Origin of the sequence: Klebsiella sp. 18074, from assembly GCF_902705905.1 — a bacterium.
Lineage (GTDB): Bacteria > Pseudomonadota > Gammaproteobacteria > Enterobacterales > Enterobacteriaceae > Klebsiella > Klebsiella terrigena.
The window spans coordinates 24,947-39,398 of sequence record NZ_CACSIS010000003.1; the positions used below are offsets into that span (position 1 = coordinate 24,947).

Below are 14,452 nucleotides of genomic sequence, written 5' to 3' on the forward strand. Positions count from 1 at the left end.
GGCCCGGAGCGTCAGGCACTTACCTAAACTCAGGTGACTCAGGCGAACTGTTCGGCCATTTCCCCAAGGATTTGCTCGCACCAGCTCTGGATACGATCGTCGCTTAGGTCATACTGGTTCGTTTCATCGAGCGCGAGGCCAACGAACAGTTGGCCATCGGCGACGATCGGCTTCTGGCTGGTGAACTCATAGCCTTCGGTTGGCCAGTAGCCGATAAACTTCACGCCCCGGGTTGCCAGCCTGTCGTGCAGCATGCCCAGCGCGTCGAGGAACCACTCGCCGTAGCCCAGCTGATCGCCCATGCCGTACAGCGCCACTATCTTATCCTGCAGATCCAGCGTCTCGAGCTGCGGCCAGATAGCCTCCCAGTCTTCCTGAATCTCGCCGAAATCCCAGGTAGGGATGCCGAGGATCAGCACGTCGTAGCCGGTCATCAGCTCAGGGGAGTCATCTTTTAGATTGTGCAAGGTCACTAATTCAGGACCGATAATATCGCGGATTTTCTCCGCAGCCATTTCGGTGTAGCAGGTACTGGAACCGTAAAAAAGGCCTATGTTCATTGCGTAAACATCTCAATTCATGCTGTGACTTTGCGGCTAGTCTACCAGAAAGGTGATGATACCCGTCATACTTCAGGCAGCCCGCCGCCGCCGTTTTTGTCCAGTCGTGCGGCTTATTTGGGTATACTGGGGACGATTTAACGAGCAAAGAGGCCGATGTGGAACAGGATCTGGCACAAATCGAGCAGTTTCTTGATGCCCTGTGGCTGGAGCGCAACCTGGCGGAAAATACGCTGAGCGCCTACCGCCGGGACCTGACGATGGTTGTGGAGTGGCTGCACCATCGCGGGCTGACGCTTGGCAGCGTCAGCGGGGAGGATCTCCAGTCCCTGCTGGCCGAAAGGCAAACCGGCGGCTACAAGGCCACCAGCACCGCGCGGCTGCTGAGCGCGGTGCGCCGTTTTTTCCAGCATCTGTATCGGGAAAAAATCCGCACCGACGATCCCAGCGCGCTGCTGGCGTCGCCAAAGCTGCCGCAGCGCCTGCCGAAAGATCTTAGCGAAGCGCAGGTGGACCGCCTGCTGCAGGCTCCGCTGGTGGAGCAGCCTCTGGAGCTGCGCGACAAGGCTATGCTGGAGGTGCTGTATGCCACCGGCCTGCGCGTATCGGAGCTGGTGGGCCTGACAATGAGCGATATCAGCCTGCGTCAGGGCGTGCTTCGCGTGGTGGGTAAAGGCAACAAAGAGCGGCTGGTGCCGCTTGGCGAAGAGGCGGTGCTGTGGGTTGAGAACTACCTCGAGTACGGCCGTCCCTGGCTGCTGAATGGCATCGCCTCCGACGTGCTCTTTCCCAGCCAGCGCGCGCAGCAAATGACCCGGCAGACGTTCTGGTATCGAATTAAGCACTACGCGGTGCTGGCGGGGATCGATAGCGCGAAGCTCTCCCCGCACGTTTTACGCCACGCGTTTGCGACGCATCTACTAAATCATGGCGCCGACCTGCGCGTGGTGCAGATGCTGTTAGGACATAGCGATCTCTCGACGACGCAGATATACACCCACGTGGCGACCGAGCGTCTGCGACAACTTCATCAACAGCACCACCCGCGGGCGTGAGTGCTGAATAAAAAGGATTGAGTATGAAAAAAGGTTTACTGATGTTCACCCTGCTGGCGGCAACGCTCTCTGGCGCGGCGTACGCCGATAGCGCGACGATTAAGCAGTCGCTGGCCAAGCTGGGCGTGCAGAGCACCGACATTCAGCCTTCGCCGGTTAGCGGTATGAGCACCGTACTGACCGACGGCGGCGTGCTGTACGTGACCGACGACGGTAAGCACATTATTCAGGGGCCGATGTTCGACGTCAGCGGCGCCCAGCCGGTTAACGTCACTAACTCGCTGCTGGTGGGTAAGCTGAACGCGCTGGAAAAAGAGATGATCATCTACAAGGCGCCGCAGGAAAAGCACGTCATCACCGTCTTTACCGACATCACCTGCGGCTACTGCCACAAGCTGCATGAGGAGATGAGCGACTACAACGCCCTCGGCATCACCGTGCGTTACCTGGCCTTCCCGCGCCAGGGGCTGCAGAGCCAGACCGAGCAGGATATGCAGGCCATCTGGTGCGCCAAAGATCGCAACAAAGCTCTGGATGACGCGATGGGCGGCAAAGGCGTGCAGCCGGCCAGCTGCAAAGTTGATATCAGCAAGCACTACACGCTCGGCGTGCAGTTCGGCGTCAACGGCACGCCGGCAATGGTATTGAGCAGCGGCTACGTGTTGCCGGGCTATCAGGGACCGAAAGAGCTGAAAGCCTTCCTCGATGAGCATCAAAAACAAACCAGCGGTAAATAATTCGCGTGAAACAACAGACACAACTGCGCCGCCGTGAGGCGGTCGATGGCGCGGAGCTTCCCGCCGACCTTTCGCCGCTGCTGCAGCGGCTCTACGCGAGCCGCGGCGTACGCAGCGCGCAGGAACTGGAGCGCAGCGTTAAGGGCATGCTGCCGTGGGCGCAGCTCAACGGCATCGACAAAGCCGTGGAGATGCTCTACGACGCCTTCCAGCAGGATTTGCATATTGTGATCGTCGGCGATTTTGACGCCGATGGCGCCACCAGCACCGCCCTGAGCGTGCTGGCGCTGCGCGCGCTGGGCTACGGCAACGTCTCCTATCTGGTACCGAACCGCTTTGAAGATGGCTACGGCCTGAGCCCGGAAGTAGTCGATCAGGCCCACGCCCGCGGTGCGCAGATGATCGTGACCGTCGATAACGGCATCTCTTCGCATAGCGGTGTCGATCGCGCGCACGATCTGGGGATCCCGGTGGTCGTCACCGACCACCATCTGCCGGGCGATACGCTGCCGGCGGCGGAGGCTATCGTCAACCCGAACCTGCGCGACTGCGGCTTCCCGTCAAAATCGCTGGCCGGAGTCGGGGTAGCGTTTTACCTGATGCTGGCGCTGCGCACCTTCCTGCGCGATAAAAACTGGTTTGAAACGCGCGGGATTGCCGCGCCTAACCTCGCTGAGCTGCTGGACCTGGTGGCGCTGGGAACGGTGGCCGACGTAGTGCCGCTGGATGCCAATAACCGCATCCTCACCTGGCAGGGGCTGAGCCGCATTCGGGCGGGCAAGTGCCGCCCGGGAATTAAGGCGCTGCTGGAGATTGCCAACCGCGACCCGCAGAAGCTGGCGGCCAGCGATCTCGGCTTTGCCCTTGGCCCGCGGCTGAACGCGGCGGGAAGGCTGGACGATATGTCGGTCGGCGTGGCGCTGCTGCTGTGCGATAACGCCGGCGAAGCGCGGGTGCTGGCCAACGAGCTGGATGCCCTGAACCAGACGCGCAAAGAGATAGAGCAGGGGATGCAGGCGGAAGCGCTCACCCTGTGCCAGCAGCTTGAACGCAGCAGCGAAGCGCTGCCGGGCGGGCTGGCGATGTATCACCCGCAGTGGCATCAGGGCGTGGTCGGCATTCTGGCCTCGCGAATCAAAGAGCGTTTTCACCGTCCGGTTATCGCCTTCGCGCCGACGGGAGACGGGCTGTTAAAAGGCTCCGGCCGCTCTATTCAAGGGCTGCACATGCGCGATGCGCTGGAGCGTCTCGACACGCTCAATCCTGGGCTGATCCTGAAATTTGGCGGCCACGCGATGGCGGCGGGGCTGTCGCTGGAAGAGGCCCGCTTCGAGGAGTTCCAGCAGCGCTTCGGCGATCTGGTCACCGAGTGGCTGGATCCAGCGCTGTTACAGGGCGAAGTGGTGTCCGACGGCCCGCTGGAGGCGGCGGAGATGAGCATGGAAGTGGCCCATATGCTGCGTGAAGCAGGCCCCTGGGGCCAGATGTTCCCGGAACCGTTGTTTGACGGCCGTTTCCGCCTGCTTCAACAGCGGCTGGTGGGCGAGCGGCACCTTAAGGTGATGGTCGAGCCGGTTGGCGGCGGCCCGCTGCTGGACGGGATCGCCTTTAACGTCGATACCTCGGTTTGGCCGGATAACGGCGTGCGTGAAGTGACCCTCGCCTATAAGCTCGATATCAACGAGTTTCGTGGCAACCGCAGCCTGCAGCTTATCATTGACCATCTTTGGCCGGTGTGACGAAAAAACCGGCAACAAAGAGGCCGCCTGAAGGCTGAAGTGGCTATAAAAGAGAGCGGGGATCCGGTACAATTCCGCTCTTATCACCGCATTTTGACCAATCCATTAAAAGAAAATTGATCATGTTTGAAATAAATCCGGTAAAAAACCGTATTCAGGACCTCACGGAGCGCTCCGACGTTCTCAGGGGGTATCTTTGACTATGATGCCAAGAAAGAGCGTCTGGAAGAAGTAAACGCCGAGCTGGAGCAGCCGGACGTGTGGAACGAGCCCGAGCGCGCGCAGGCGCTGGGCAAAGAGCGTTCTTCACTGGAAGCCATCGTTGACACCCTCGATCAGATGTCCCAGGGGCTGGAGGACGTTTCCGGCCTGCTGGAGCTGGCCGTTGAAGCCGAAGACGAAGAGACCTTCAACGAAGCCGTCGCCGAGCTGGATGTGCTCGACGAGAAGCTGGCTCAGCTTGAATTCCGCCGCATGTTCTCCGGCGAGTACGACAGCGCCGATTGCTACCTCGATATTCAGGCCGGCTCCGGCGGCACTGAAGCGCAGGACTGGGCCAGCATGCTGACGCGCATGTATCTGCGCTGGGCCGAAGCGCGCGGCTTTAAGACCGAAATTATCGAAGAGTCTGAAGGTGAAGTGGCGGGCATCAAGTCCGTGACCATCAAGATTATCGGCGATTACGCCTACGGCTGGCTGCGTACCGAAACTGGCGTTCATCGCCTGGTACGTAAGAGCCCGTTCGACTCCGGCGGCCGTCGTCATACCTCCTTCAGCTCCGCGTTTGTTTACCCGGAAGTCGATGACGATATCGACATTGAGATCAACCCGGCGGACCTGCGTATTGACGTTTACCGTGCCTCCGGCGCGGGCGGTCAGCACGTTAACCGTACCGAATCCGCGGTGCGTATTACCCACATTCCAAGCGGGTTAGTTACGCAGTGCCAGAACGACCGTTCGCAGCACAAAAACAAAGACCAGGCCATGAAGCAGATGAAAGCCAAGCTTTATGAACTGGAGATGCAGAAGAAGAATGCCGAGAAACAGGCGATGGAAGATACCAAATCAGATATCGGCTGGGGCAGCCAGATCCGTTCTTACGTGCTGGATGATTCCCGCATTAAAGATCTGCGCACCGGGGTGGAAACCCGCAACACTCAGGCGGTGCTTGATGGCAGCCTGGATCAATTTATCGAAGCAAGTCTGAAAGCAGGGTTATGAGGAACCAACATGTCTGAACAACAAGCACAGGGCGCTGACGCGGCAATTGACCTTAATAATGAACTGAAGAGCCGTCGTGAAAAGCTGGCTGCGCTGCGCGAGCAGGGTATCCCGTTCCCGAACGATTTCCGTCGTGACCATACCTCTGACCAACTGCACGCTGACTTCGATGCAAAAGAAAACGAAGAGCTGGAAGCGCTGAACGTTGAAGTCTCCGTGGCTGGCCGCATGATGACCCGTCGTATCATGGGTAAAGCCTCATTCGTCACCCTGCAGGACGTCGGCGGCCGCATTCAGCTGTACGTGGCGCGTGACGATCTGCCGGAAGGCGTCTACAACGAGCAGTTCAAGAAGTGGGACCTCGGCGATATCCTCGCGGCGCGCGGCAAGCTGTTCAAAACCAAAACCGGCGAGCTCTCTATTCACTGCACCGAGCTGCGCCTGCTGACCAAAGCCCTGCGCCCGCTGCCGGACAAATTCCACGGCCTGCAGGATCAGGAAGCGCGCTATCGCCAGCGTTACCTGGATCTGATCTCCAACGACGAATCCCGCAACACCTTTAAAGTGCGCTCGCAGATCCTGGCCGGCATCCGCCAGTTCATGGTCGGTCGCGGCTTTATGGAAGTTGAAACCCCGATGATGCAGGTGATCCCAGGCGGCGCGTCCGCCCGTCCGTTCATCACCCATCATAATGCGCTGGATCTGGACATGTACCTGCGTATCGCGCCGGAACTGTACCTCAAGCGTCTGGTTGTCGGCGGCTTCGAGCGCGTGTTCGAGATCAACCGTAACTTCCGTAACGAAGGCATCTCCGTACGCCACAACCCAGAGTTCACCATGATGGAACTCTATATGGCGTATGCGGACTATAAGGACCTGATCGAGCTGACCGAATCCCTGTTCCGCACCCTGGCGCAGGATATTCTCGGCAACACCGCGGTGCCTTATGGCGATCAGACCTTTGACTTCGGCAAGCCGTTTGAAAAGCTGACCATGCGTGAGGCTATCAAGAAATACCGTCCGGAAACCGAGATGGCGGATCTGGATAACTTCGACTCTGCGAAAGCGATTGCTGCCGCCGTCGGCGTCAAGGTTGAGAAGAGCTGGGGTCTGGGCCGCGTTGTGACCGAGATCTTTGAAGAAGTGGCGGAAGCGCACCTGATCCAGCCGACCTTCATCACCGAGTACCCGGCTGAGGTTTCTCCGCTGGCGCGTCGTAACGACGACAACCCGGAAATCACCGATCGCTTTGAGTTCTTCATCGGCGGACGTGAAATCGGTAACGGCTTCAGCGAGCTGAACGATGCTGAAGATCAGGCGCAGCGTTTCCTCGACCAGGTGAACGCTAAGGCCGCCGGTGACGATGAAGCGATGTTCTACGACGAAGACTACGTGACCGCGCTGGAGCACGGCCTGCCGCCGACCGCTGGCCTGGGCATTGGTATCGACCGTATGGTGATGCTGTTTACCAATAGCCACACCATCCGCGACGTGATCCTGTTCCCGGCGATGCGCCCGGTTAAATAAGACCGACCGCGACTACCGCGAACGATATAGCCCCGGCCTGCGTGCCGGGGTTTTTTTATGGGTGCCGCCGGGATCCTCTGCGATGGCCGCTTGAGGAGGCGCCCGCGTACGGCAGGGCGGCCGTCATCAGCGCAGTGACGCGGCGTAGTTTTGCAGCGCCGCGCCCGCATCCGTGGCCTCCAGCACCATCCACGGGCTGAAGGCCCACGGCGCTATTGCCAGCGCGTTGAGCAGGTCCTCCAGCTGGCACCATTGATAGTCCATGACCTCATCGCTATTCGGCCGCAGCGGGCCGGTGACGCGCGCGGCGTATACCGGGCAGACTTCGTTTTCGACAATGCCGTTGGGGGCGACGGCCCGGTAGCGGAACCGCGGCGCGACCGGCGCGATAGCGGTGATTTCGACGCCGAGTTCAAAGCGGCTGCGCCGCGTGACGGCCTGCTCGAAGGTTTCGCCCTCCTGAGGGTGTCCGCAGACCGAATTAGTCCATACTCCCGGCCAGGCTTTCTTCTCCAGCGAACGCCGGGTGACCAGCAGCTGGCCCCGTTCGTCAAACAGCCAGCAGGAAAACGCGAGGTGCAGTGGGGTATCGAAGGTGTGGGCGGCATACTTTTCCAGCATGCCGGCTGGTTTATCCTGCTCGTCCAGCAAAATGACGTGTTCCCCGGTCATAACGACTCCTGAAAATAATAAATGACCCGGTACAAACCCGCCGGGCCATGTACTTAGGCCGTTAGGGTAGATCATTCGCGAACGAAAGGCATTACTAAAACAAGCCCAGGGGCCTGGCGGGCAGCGGCAGGGTGCGATATTGGCGGCTGTCCGCGGTGCGTTTAATCCTTAAGGATAAGAGGCGTATCGATTGGGGATCCGGCTATGGGCTGGTATGATATTCGTCCATTGTGACGAGGTGAGAGTTTGTGTTGAGTGCAGGACGCCTGATGAGAAAACGCTTTTATATCACGATGATGTTGGTTAGCAGCCTGGTGATTGCCGGATGCTCCAGTTCATCTGATTCTGGTTCCACCTATACCGTTAAACGCGGCGATACGCTGTACCGTATTTCCCGCACCACCGGCACCAGCGTCAAAGATCTGGCCCGGCTGAATAATCTTTCGCCGCCCTATACCATCGAAGTGGGACAGCGCCTGAAGCTGAACAGCGCCTCGGGGACGAGCGGCGGAAAGAGCGCGAAGAAAAGCAGCGCGACCCGCACCGCAGCGGCTAAGCCGCCGGCCGCTCTGCCGCCGGTCACGTGGCCGCCGGTGGGGCAGCGCTGCTGGCGCTGGCCGGCCAGCGGTAAGGTGATACTGCCTTATTCCTCAAACGATGGCGGCAATAAGGGCATTGATATCGCCGGTACGCGCGGCCAGCCGGTGTATGCGGCCGGAGCGGGGAAGGTGGTGTACGTCGGCAGCCAGCTGCGTGGCTACGGTAATCTGATCATGATTAAGCACAGCGATGATTACATCAGCGCCTACGCGCATAACGATAAAATGATGGTCAATAACGGTCAGAGCGTGAAGATAGGCCAGCAGATCGCCACGATGGGCAGCACCGATGCCGACTCCGTGCGCCTGCACTTCCAGATACGCTACCGGGCAACGGCCATCGATCCGCAGCGCTATTTGCCGCCGCAGGGCGGTAAGCCTAAGTGCTAACGGGTTATTTTATCAGCAGTTAGCATGGTTCAGTCTTGTCAGACGGTGCGTAAGGTCTATAATGACCCTCGCACCTCTTTGCGGGCGTAGTTCAATGGTAGAACGAGAGCTTCCCAAGCTCTATACGAGGGTTCGATTCCCTTCGCCCGCTCCAGATCTCTCTCCTTGTGGTAAAGCCTCGATAAAACTCATTTTTCTTTCAATAAGTTACCTAAGATAAGTTGTCGCGATCGTTCTACCAATGAACGGCGAAGTACCAACACAAGAAAATCGCTACGCTCCGCTTGTTGCTGTATCACCAATGAGGCTTTATGGCTATGGCCAACGTCTCCTGGCCCGTTCACCTTTCTCCGCTCATTGTCGTTTACATCACAAAAACAAATGATCAATAAACGATCAATATCACGTTAATATTTCATCAACACATCTACCATTGGTATTACCACTACAGACCACTGGTGACATCACATGGAAATCAGGCGTGAAAAGACAGAAGCCGGCAGCGGCTACGACCGAGTTGTAAAGTTTTTGCGGGATCAGCTACTCAATGGCGAACTGAAAGCCGGGGACAGCCTTCTGCCGGAGCGCGAGCTTTCGGCAAAGTTAGGCGTGAGCCGGCCCGTACTTCGCGAGGCGCTGCGGGCGCTCGCCATGGTAGGAGCGGTGGAGATTCGCCACGGCGTTGGTACCGTGATAACCAAACCTGATGTCTCCATTCTCGGTGAATTCTTTACTTTCGTACTTGCCCACCAGCCCAACGTGGTAGATGACGTCATGCAGGCACGAATCGCGATTGAGCGTCAGGCCGTTCGTTTAGCCTGTCGCCGCGCAACGCAAAGCGACTACGACCGCCTGGCCGCCTGTCTCGGTGAAATCATTGATACCATTCGCATCCCGGAACTCGGCGCCCTGGCGGATTTCAGGTTTCACGAAAGCATCGTCACCGCATCCGGTTCGCCCACGCTTATCAATATTTACCAGTCCATCAGCATGTTGATGCGTCGTTCACACCTTGACCGCCGCGAGCAGATCATTCAGGTCGAGGGGATTGAAGAGTTCCTCATTAACCATCACCGCGCCATTTTTTCCGCCATCGTCGAACGTGATGAAAATAAAGCCGATGAGTTACTTGGCCGCCACTTCGAGATTGGATCAGATTTTCGCCGCCGCGCCACCATCCTCAAGGCCAGCAGCGGTTCATCGACCTTCACTACTCCGTAAAAGGAAAACAGCAGATGCAGATTGTGATTGGCAGTGACCACGCAGGATTTCACCTCAAGCAGGAGCTTAAGCAGTGGCTGCAGCAGGCCGGATATCAGATTGACGATGTCGGCAGCCACGACCCCGAACCGGTTGATTTTCCGGATATCGCCTTAGCGTTATGCAGCAAGGTGCGCGGCAGCGCGGATCGGCGCGGCATTCTGGTCTGTGGCACCGGCGTCGGGGCGGTTATCGCCGCTAACAAAGTCAAAGGGATCCGCGCTGCGGTCTGCCACGACGTGCACTCCGCGCACCAGTCGGTGGAGCATGACGACGTCAACGTCATGTGCGTGGGGGCGCAAATTGTCGGGCCGTGGCTCGCTCGCGATCTGATTCTTGCCTTCCTCGAAGCGAAGTTTGTGCATGACGACGACTTTGTTCGTCGCGTCGCGAAACTCGCTCAGCTGGAACAACTTAACTAACCATCAACCTGGAGCATAACTATGAGTAACAGCACTTCCGGCATTGTCGGGTTTATTGGACTTGGCGTCATGGGCCGCGAGATGGCGCGTAATCTGGCACAGGCGGGTTTTACCGTTCGCGCGTTTGATGTTGTCGCAGCGGCAGGCGATGCGCTACGCCAGTACGGCGTGGACGTCGTCAGCGATCTTTCCAGCGCAATCATTGATGCCGATATCGTCATTTCCATGCTGCCAGACACCCCGCAGGTTGAAGAGATAGTGCGCGGTGCCGGCGGACTGCTGAGCAACCCGCCGCGTGGGAAATTGTTTGTTGATATGAGCACTATCGCACCCGCCGCGACGCGCCAGCTAAGCGAATCGCTGGCAACCATTGGCGTCACGATGCTGGATGCGCCGGTTTCCGGCGGCCCGGTTGGCGCAAAAAACGGCAATCTGACCATCATGGTGGGCGGCAGCGCCGAGGGTTTTGCCCAGGCAACACCCTATTTGCGCGCCATGGGCACCACGCTCAATCACGTTGGCGCTTCCGGCGCGGGGCAGACGGTAAAGCTATGTAACCAGCTGATTTGTGGAATTAACATCCAGGCAATTTGCGAAGCGTTAGCGCTGGCGCGCGCCTGGGATATCAATCTTCCGCAGATGCGCGAGGTGCTGATGGGCGGGTCGGCGGCCTCCTGGATGCTCGACAAATTGGGTGGCGCAATGATTGAGGGTGACGTCTCCGCAGGATTTCGCATCGACCTGATGATGAAAGATCTGCGTCTTGTGCTGGAGGCCGCGCAGAAGCATCCGGTCCCGCTCCCCGCTACCGCGCTGGTCGCCTCACAGTATCAAAACGCGCAGGCCTATGGCGAAGGTGCCAACGGCAATCAGGCGCTCTTTAAAGTTTACGACCGCCTGACCGGCCAGCAAAACAGCGTGACAAAATAACCGGGGTTGACCTTATGATGCTCGATTTCACAGCAATTCTCGCGCAGTGGCAGCTTCTGTGGAGCGGCGCGCTACTCACCGCCAAACTGGCTTTGGTGACAACGTTAACCGGTTTTCTGATAGGCACGCTTTGCGCAGCGGCGCGTCGTTCGGATTCGGTTTGGTTGGTGCGCCTGACGGGCGTTTATGTTGAGTCGATTCGCAATACGCCTTTTCTGGTGCAGATCTTCCTGGTCTATTTTGGTCTCTCCAGTCTGGGATTCTCATTCAGCGCTTTCACGGTTTCAGTCATTGCGCTCACCATCAACGTCGGGGCGTATACGGCGGAGATTATGCGCGCCGGCTTCGAGTCGATTCACAAAGGCCAGTGGGAAGCCGCCGAAACGCTGGGGCTGAATCGCTGGCAGCAATACTGGCACGTGGCGCTGCGCCCGGCGATTGAGCGCGTTTATCCCTCGCTCACCAGCCAGTTTATTTTGCTGATGCTGGCATCGTCGGTGACATCGCAAATTTCAGCGGAAGAGCTCACGGCAACGGCCAATTTTATCCAGTCAGAAACCTATCGCCCCTTTGAAACGTTCTTCATCGTGGCCTGTATTTACATCGCGCTGTCGCTGTTGATGCGGGTGATATTCTGGCTATTTGGTCAGGTAATTTTCCCGCGCCGCCGCCGTCTTGGCACGTCGATTTAAGGAGAGCCGTTGATGAATATTTCGCTTAACTTTGCTCATCTGCAGTTTCTGCTTGATGGTGCGCTGTGGACGGTGATTTTGTCGCTCATGGCCTTCGGCGGCGGCGGTCTGGTGGGGTTTCTCATTGCGCTGGGACGTATTGCGCCAGTGAAGCCGCTGCGGCTTCTGGTCAGCGCATGGGTGCAGCTGATTCAGGGCACGCCGCTGCTGATCATCATGTTTATGGTCTACTTCGGCTTACCGCAACTCGGCTATTCGATTGCGCCTCTGCTGGCAGCGGGCATCTCTCTCACCATTTATGCCAGCGCCTATCTCGGTGAGATCTGGCGCGGCTGCATACAATCGGTTCCGCGCGCACAGTGGGAGGCGGCCGAATGCCTGGCGCTGTCGCGCACTCAGCGCATGTTCAAAGTGATTATGCCGCAGGCCGTCAAGCTGGCAACGCCGCCTACCGTGGGATTCTCGGTACAGATAATCAAAAATACCTCGCTGGCGTCGGTGGTGGGTTTTGTCGAGCTGGCGCGTGCTGGCCAGCTCATCAATAACTCGATTTTCCAGCCCTTTATTATCTATCTGATCGTTGCCGGCATTTACTTCTGCCTGTGTTTTCCGGTTTCAGCGCTAAGTCGCCGGCTGGAGCGCGCAGCACCACAGAAGCAGGCGAAGCGCCTGCAGGCCATCACGGCACGCGTTAACCGAGGATAAGGATAAAGTTATGTCAATCATTACCTTAAGCAACGTACAGAAGAGTTTCGGCCATAATTCAGTGCTGAAAGATGTCTCGTTTTCCGTGAATCAGGGCCAGGTGGTGGCGCTGATTGGCGCCAGCGGTTCGGGCAAAAGTACTGCGCTGCGCTGTATTGATCGGTTGGAAACCATCAACGGCGGCAGCATCGAAGTGTGTGGTTATAAAGTGGAGGATCCCAAAGTTGACCTGCGTAAGCTACGCCAGGACGTCGGCATTGTATTTCAGAGCTATAACCTGTTTCCCCATCTGACCATTGAGCAGAACATTACGCTTGGCCCGGTGGCGGTGAAAAAATTGCCGAAGGCGGAAGCCAGAAGGTTAGCGCTCTCCGTTTTGGAACAGGTCGGGCTCGCGGATAAAGTGGACAGCTATCCTGAACAGCTCTCCGGCGGGCAGCAGCAGCGTGCCGCTATCGCCCGCTCTCTGGCGATGAAACCAAAAGTGATGCTTTTTGATGAAGTCACGTCGGCGCTGGATCCCAAATTAACCGGCGAAGTGCTGCGTGTGATTGAGCGGCTGGCCGGTAGCGGCATGACGATGATCATGGTGACGCATGAAATGAATTTCGCACGCAAAGTCGCCGATAAAGTGATCTTTATGCATCAGGGAAAAGTGCATGAAAGCGGGAGTGCCGCCATTTTGAAAGCGCCGGAAACCGAGGCGTTAAAGGAGTTTATTGCCAACGATCTTTAATTCACCCGATACCCTGTACCCATCCTCATCAGGAGAATAATAATGAAATACGCAAAATCGATTGCTCTACTCGCCGGCATGGTAACAGCACTTATCGCCCAGCCGGCCTCTGCAAATGCGCTGGAGGACATTCAACAACGCGGTGAGCTGCGCGTTGCCACCGATATGTCACTGCCGCCTTCAGGCATGCTGGACGCTGCGATGAAACCGGTCGGCTCCGATGTCGAAACCGCTGAACTGCTGGCGAAGGATTGGGGCTTAAAGCTGAAGTTTATTGAAACGACCGGACCGACGCGTATTCCGAACCTGCAAACGGGTAAGGCAGATATCGTCATTTCAACCCTATCCGTCACGCCACAGCGTGCACAGGTGGTTGATTTTACTCGCGCCTATGCCGGGCTACGCTCCGTTATTGCCGCTCCTGCCGCCACTAAAGTCAGCGACTGGGCCGATTTAAAAGGGCATGCGATTACCGTTACGCGCGGTACCACTCAGGACTCAATGCTGAGTCAGGATGCGATGAAAAAGGGCTATAGCATCCAACGCTATGATGATGACGCAACCTTAGTCACCGCCGCCGTTAGCGGCCAGGCATATGCGGTCGCCACTTCCGCCACGCTGGTTAACCAGATAAAAAAACAGAATCCTAAATTAAACTTTGAACCCAAATTGACCCTAACGGTATTTGATTTAGCTATCGGAGTTAAAAAAGGTGAGCCAGAGTTGAAAGAAAAATTAAATGAATGGATTGTCGCCAATCTTAAAAATGGAAAACTAAATGCCATTTACGAAAAATATCACGGTGAAGCTATCCCGGCGGAAATAATAAACCGTAAATAGTTTATAGCGTCCCTGCCGGCCCTTCGTTAAACAAGCCGGCTCTCCCCATCCTCTGAGGTTATTTTTTCCCACAGCGCGTCGCCGACGGAAGGATTTTGCTGAAAAGAGTCCATCAGGAAATCGATGCATACCTTCAGCTTTGCCGAACTCAACGGCTTCGTCTTTGCCAAAGCGGGATGGAACGGGCTGGCGCTTGCCGTGATTTCCCTGCTGGCGATTGGGCTGCTGCTGAGCCGGATTTTGCATAGGCTGCCGAACAGGCAAAGAGCAATGGAGGCGCGGGAGATGTTTAATATCGGGATCGACGCCGATGGTTAAGCACAAAATCTGACCCGCCTCCGCGTCAAGTTCGGCGGCGGGCCGGATA

Annotated in this window: 16 protein-coding genes and 1 tRNA gene; 15 read left to right on the top strand and 2 right to left on the bottom strand. The window is 57.5% G+C overall.

Features of this window, described 5'->3' with window-relative positions:
* Nucleotides 1-38: 38 nt before the first annotated feature.
* Entirely contained in the window at nt 39-560 is a 522-nt protein-coding gene (gene fldB, locus GVK32_RS03415) for a flavodoxin FldB (RefSeq protein WP_041147143.1), read from the bottom strand.
* A gap of 158 nt (nt 561-718) precedes the next feature.
* On the opposite strand from fldB, the gene xerD reads away from it, so the two are divergent.
* The 5 genes from xerD to lysS all read left to right on the top strand — a co-directional run bounded on the left by xerD (nt 719) and on the right by lysS (nt 6,839).
* Nucleotides 719-1,615, top strand: coding sequence for a site-specific tyrosine recombinase XerD (xerD, locus tag GVK32_RS03420; RefSeq protein ID WP_159865190.1), 897 nt, complete (start codon nt 719-721; stop codon nt 1,613-1,615).
* 23 nt (nt 1,616-1,638) lie between these two features.
* Nucleotides 1,639-2,352: a bifunctional protein-disulfide isomerase/oxidoreductase DsbC gene (gene dsbC / locus GVK32_RS03425; RefSeq protein WP_159865193.1), complete on the top strand. Its 714-nt coding sequence runs from the start codon at nt 1,639-1,641 to the stop codon at nt 2,350-2,352.
* A 5-nt stretch (nt 2,353-2,357) separates the two neighbouring features.
* Nucleotides 2,358-4,091, top strand: a complete 1,734-nt coding sequence (gene recJ, locus GVK32_RS03430; RefSeq protein ID WP_159865196.1) for a single-stranded-DNA-specific exonuclease RecJ — start codon at nt 2,358-2,360, stop codon at nt 4,089-4,091.
* A gap of 122 nt (nt 4,092-4,213) precedes the next feature.
* Nucleotides 4,214-5,312 (top strand): peptide chain release factor 2 gene (gene prfB / locus GVK32_RS03435; RefSeq protein WP_115191916.1). Its coding sequence is split into 2 segments (ribosomal slippage): nt 4,214-4,288 and nt 4,290-5,312, totalling 1,098 coding nucleotides; the frame shifts between segments, so codons are not numbered across the junction.
* Nucleotides 5,313-5,321: 9 nt separating this feature from the next.
* Nucleotides 5,322-6,839 carry a lysine--tRNA ligase gene (gene lysS / locus GVK32_RS03440; protein ID WP_041147139.1) on the top strand — a complete coding sequence of 506 codons (1,518 nt, stop codon included), beginning with the start codon at nt 5,322-5,324 and terminating at the stop codon, nt 6,837-6,839.
* Between the two features lie 126 nt (nt 6,840-6,965).
* On the opposite strand, the gene idi is transcribed toward lysS, so the two are convergent.
* Nucleotides 6,966-7,511 (bottom strand): isopentenyl-diphosphate Delta-isomerase, encoded by a 546-nt coding sequence (gene idi / locus GVK32_RS03445; protein WP_159865199.1) that lies wholly within the window; start codon nt 7,509-7,511, stop codon nt 6,966-6,968.
* Between the two features lie 269 nt (nt 7,512-7,780).
* Here idi and actS point away from each other — a divergent pair, with 269 nt between their 5' ends.
* The 10 genes from actS to GVK32_RS03495 all read left to right on the top strand — a co-directional run bounded on the left by actS (nt 7,781) and on the right by GVK32_RS03495 (nt 14,403).
* A complete protein-coding gene (gene actS / locus GVK32_RS03450) occupies nt 7,781-8,500 on the top strand; it encodes an amidase activator ActS (RefSeq protein WP_159865202.1) in 720 nt (239 codons plus the stop codon).
* 80 nt (nt 8,501-8,580) lie between these two features.
* Nucleotides 8,581-8,654: transfer RNA gene (locus tag GVK32_RS03455), tRNA-Gly, on the top strand.
* Nucleotides 8,655-8,968: 314 nt separating this feature from the next.
* Complete coding sequence (locus tag GVK32_RS03460) at nt 8,969-9,721, top strand: FadR/GntR family transcriptional regulator (RefSeq protein WP_159865205.1); 753 nt, start codon at nt 8,969-8,971, stop codon at nt 9,719-9,721.
* Nucleotides 9,722-9,735: 14 nt separating this feature from the next.
* Nucleotides 9,736-10,182: a ribose 5-phosphate isomerase B gene (rpiB, locus tag GVK32_RS03465; RefSeq protein WP_132512856.1), complete on the top strand. Its 447-nt coding sequence runs from the start codon at nt 9,736-9,738 to the stop codon at nt 10,180-10,182.
* A 21-nt stretch (nt 10,183-10,203) separates the two neighbouring features.
* The gene (locus GVK32_RS03470) at nt 10,204-11,112 is read left to right on the top strand and encodes an NAD(P)-dependent oxidoreductase (RefSeq protein WP_159865208.1); all 909 of its coding nucleotides are present in this window, start codon (nt 10,204-10,206) and stop codon (nt 11,110-11,112) included.
* A 14-nt stretch (nt 11,113-11,126) separates the two neighbouring features.
* Nucleotides 11,127-11,804, top strand: coding sequence for an amino acid ABC transporter permease (locus GVK32_RS03475; RefSeq protein ID WP_159865211.1), 678 nt, complete (start codon nt 11,127-11,129; stop codon nt 11,802-11,804).
* Nucleotides 11,805-11,816: 12 nt separating this feature from the next.
* A complete protein-coding gene (locus tag GVK32_RS03480) occupies nt 11,817-12,509 on the top strand; it encodes an amino acid ABC transporter permease (protein ID WP_159865214.1) in 693 nt (230 codons plus the stop codon).
* A 10-nt stretch (nt 12,510-12,519) separates the two neighbouring features.
* On the top strand, nt 12,520-13,245 hold the full coding sequence (locus GVK32_RS03485) for an amino acid ABC transporter ATP-binding protein (RefSeq protein ID WP_159865217.1): 726 nt from the start codon (nt 12,520-12,522) through the stop codon (nt 13,243-13,245).
* 42 nt (nt 13,246-13,287) lie between these two features.
* Nucleotides 13,288-14,085 carry a transporter substrate-binding domain-containing protein gene (locus GVK32_RS03490; protein ID WP_159865220.1) on the top strand — a complete coding sequence of 266 codons (798 nt, stop codon included), beginning with the start codon at nt 13,288-13,290 and terminating at the stop codon, nt 14,083-14,085.
* A 123-nt stretch (nt 14,086-14,208) separates the two neighbouring features.
* On the top strand, nt 14,209-14,403 hold the full coding sequence (locus tag GVK32_RS03495; RefSeq protein WP_159865223.1) for a hypothetical protein: 195 nt from the start codon (nt 14,209-14,211) through the stop codon (nt 14,401-14,403).
* Nucleotides 14,404-14,452: the final 49 nt, after the last annotated feature.

What these genes read in the sequence shown, in the direction of transcription:
- fldB (WP_041147143.1), bottom strand. Translation starts at nt 560, where the DNA reads ATGAACATAGGCCTTTTTTACGGTTCCAGTACCTGCTACACCGAAATG.
- dsbC (WP_159865193.1), top strand. Translation starts at nt 1,639, where the DNA reads ATGAAAAAAGGTTTACTGATGTTCACCCTGCTGGCGGCAACGCTCTCT.
- lysS (WP_041147139.1), top strand. Translation starts at nt 5,322, where the DNA reads ATGTCTGAACAACAAGCACAGGGCGCTGACGCGGCAATTGACCTTAAT.
- idi (WP_159865199.1), bottom strand. Translation starts at nt 7,511, where the DNA reads ATGACCGGGGAACACGTCATTTTGCTGGACGAGCAGGATAAACCAGCC.
- actS (WP_159865202.1), top strand. Translation starts at nt 7,781, where the DNA reads ATGAGAAAACGCTTTTATATCACGATGATGTTGGTTAGCAGCCTGGTG.
- GVK32_RS03460 (WP_159865205.1), top strand. Translation starts at nt 8,969, where the DNA reads ATGGAAATCAGGCGTGAAAAGACAGAAGCCGGCAGCGGCTACGACCGA.
- rpiB (WP_132512856.1), top strand. Translation starts at nt 9,736, where the DNA reads ATGCAGATTGTGATTGGCAGTGACCACGCAGGATTTCACCTCAAGCAG.
- GVK32_RS03470 (WP_159865208.1), top strand. Translation starts at nt 10,204, where the DNA reads ATGAGTAACAGCACTTCCGGCATTGTCGGGTTTATTGGACTTGGCGTC.
- GVK32_RS03475 (WP_159865211.1), top strand. Translation starts at nt 11,127, where the DNA reads ATGATGCTCGATTTCACAGCAATTCTCGCGCAGTGGCAGCTTCTGTGG.
- GVK32_RS03480 (WP_159865214.1), top strand. Translation starts at nt 11,817, where the DNA reads ATGAATATTTCGCTTAACTTTGCTCATCTGCAGTTTCTGCTTGATGGT.
- GVK32_RS03485 (WP_159865217.1), top strand. Translation starts at nt 12,520, where the DNA reads ATGTCAATCATTACCTTAAGCAACGTACAGAAGAGTTTCGGCCATAAT.
- GVK32_RS03490 (WP_159865220.1), top strand. Translation starts at nt 13,288, where the DNA reads ATGAAATACGCAAAATCGATTGCTCTACTCGCCGGCATGGTAACAGCA.
- GVK32_RS03495 (WP_159865223.1), top strand. Translation starts at nt 14,209, where the DNA reads ATGCATACCTTCAGCTTTGCCGAACTCAACGGCTTCGTCTTTGCCAAA.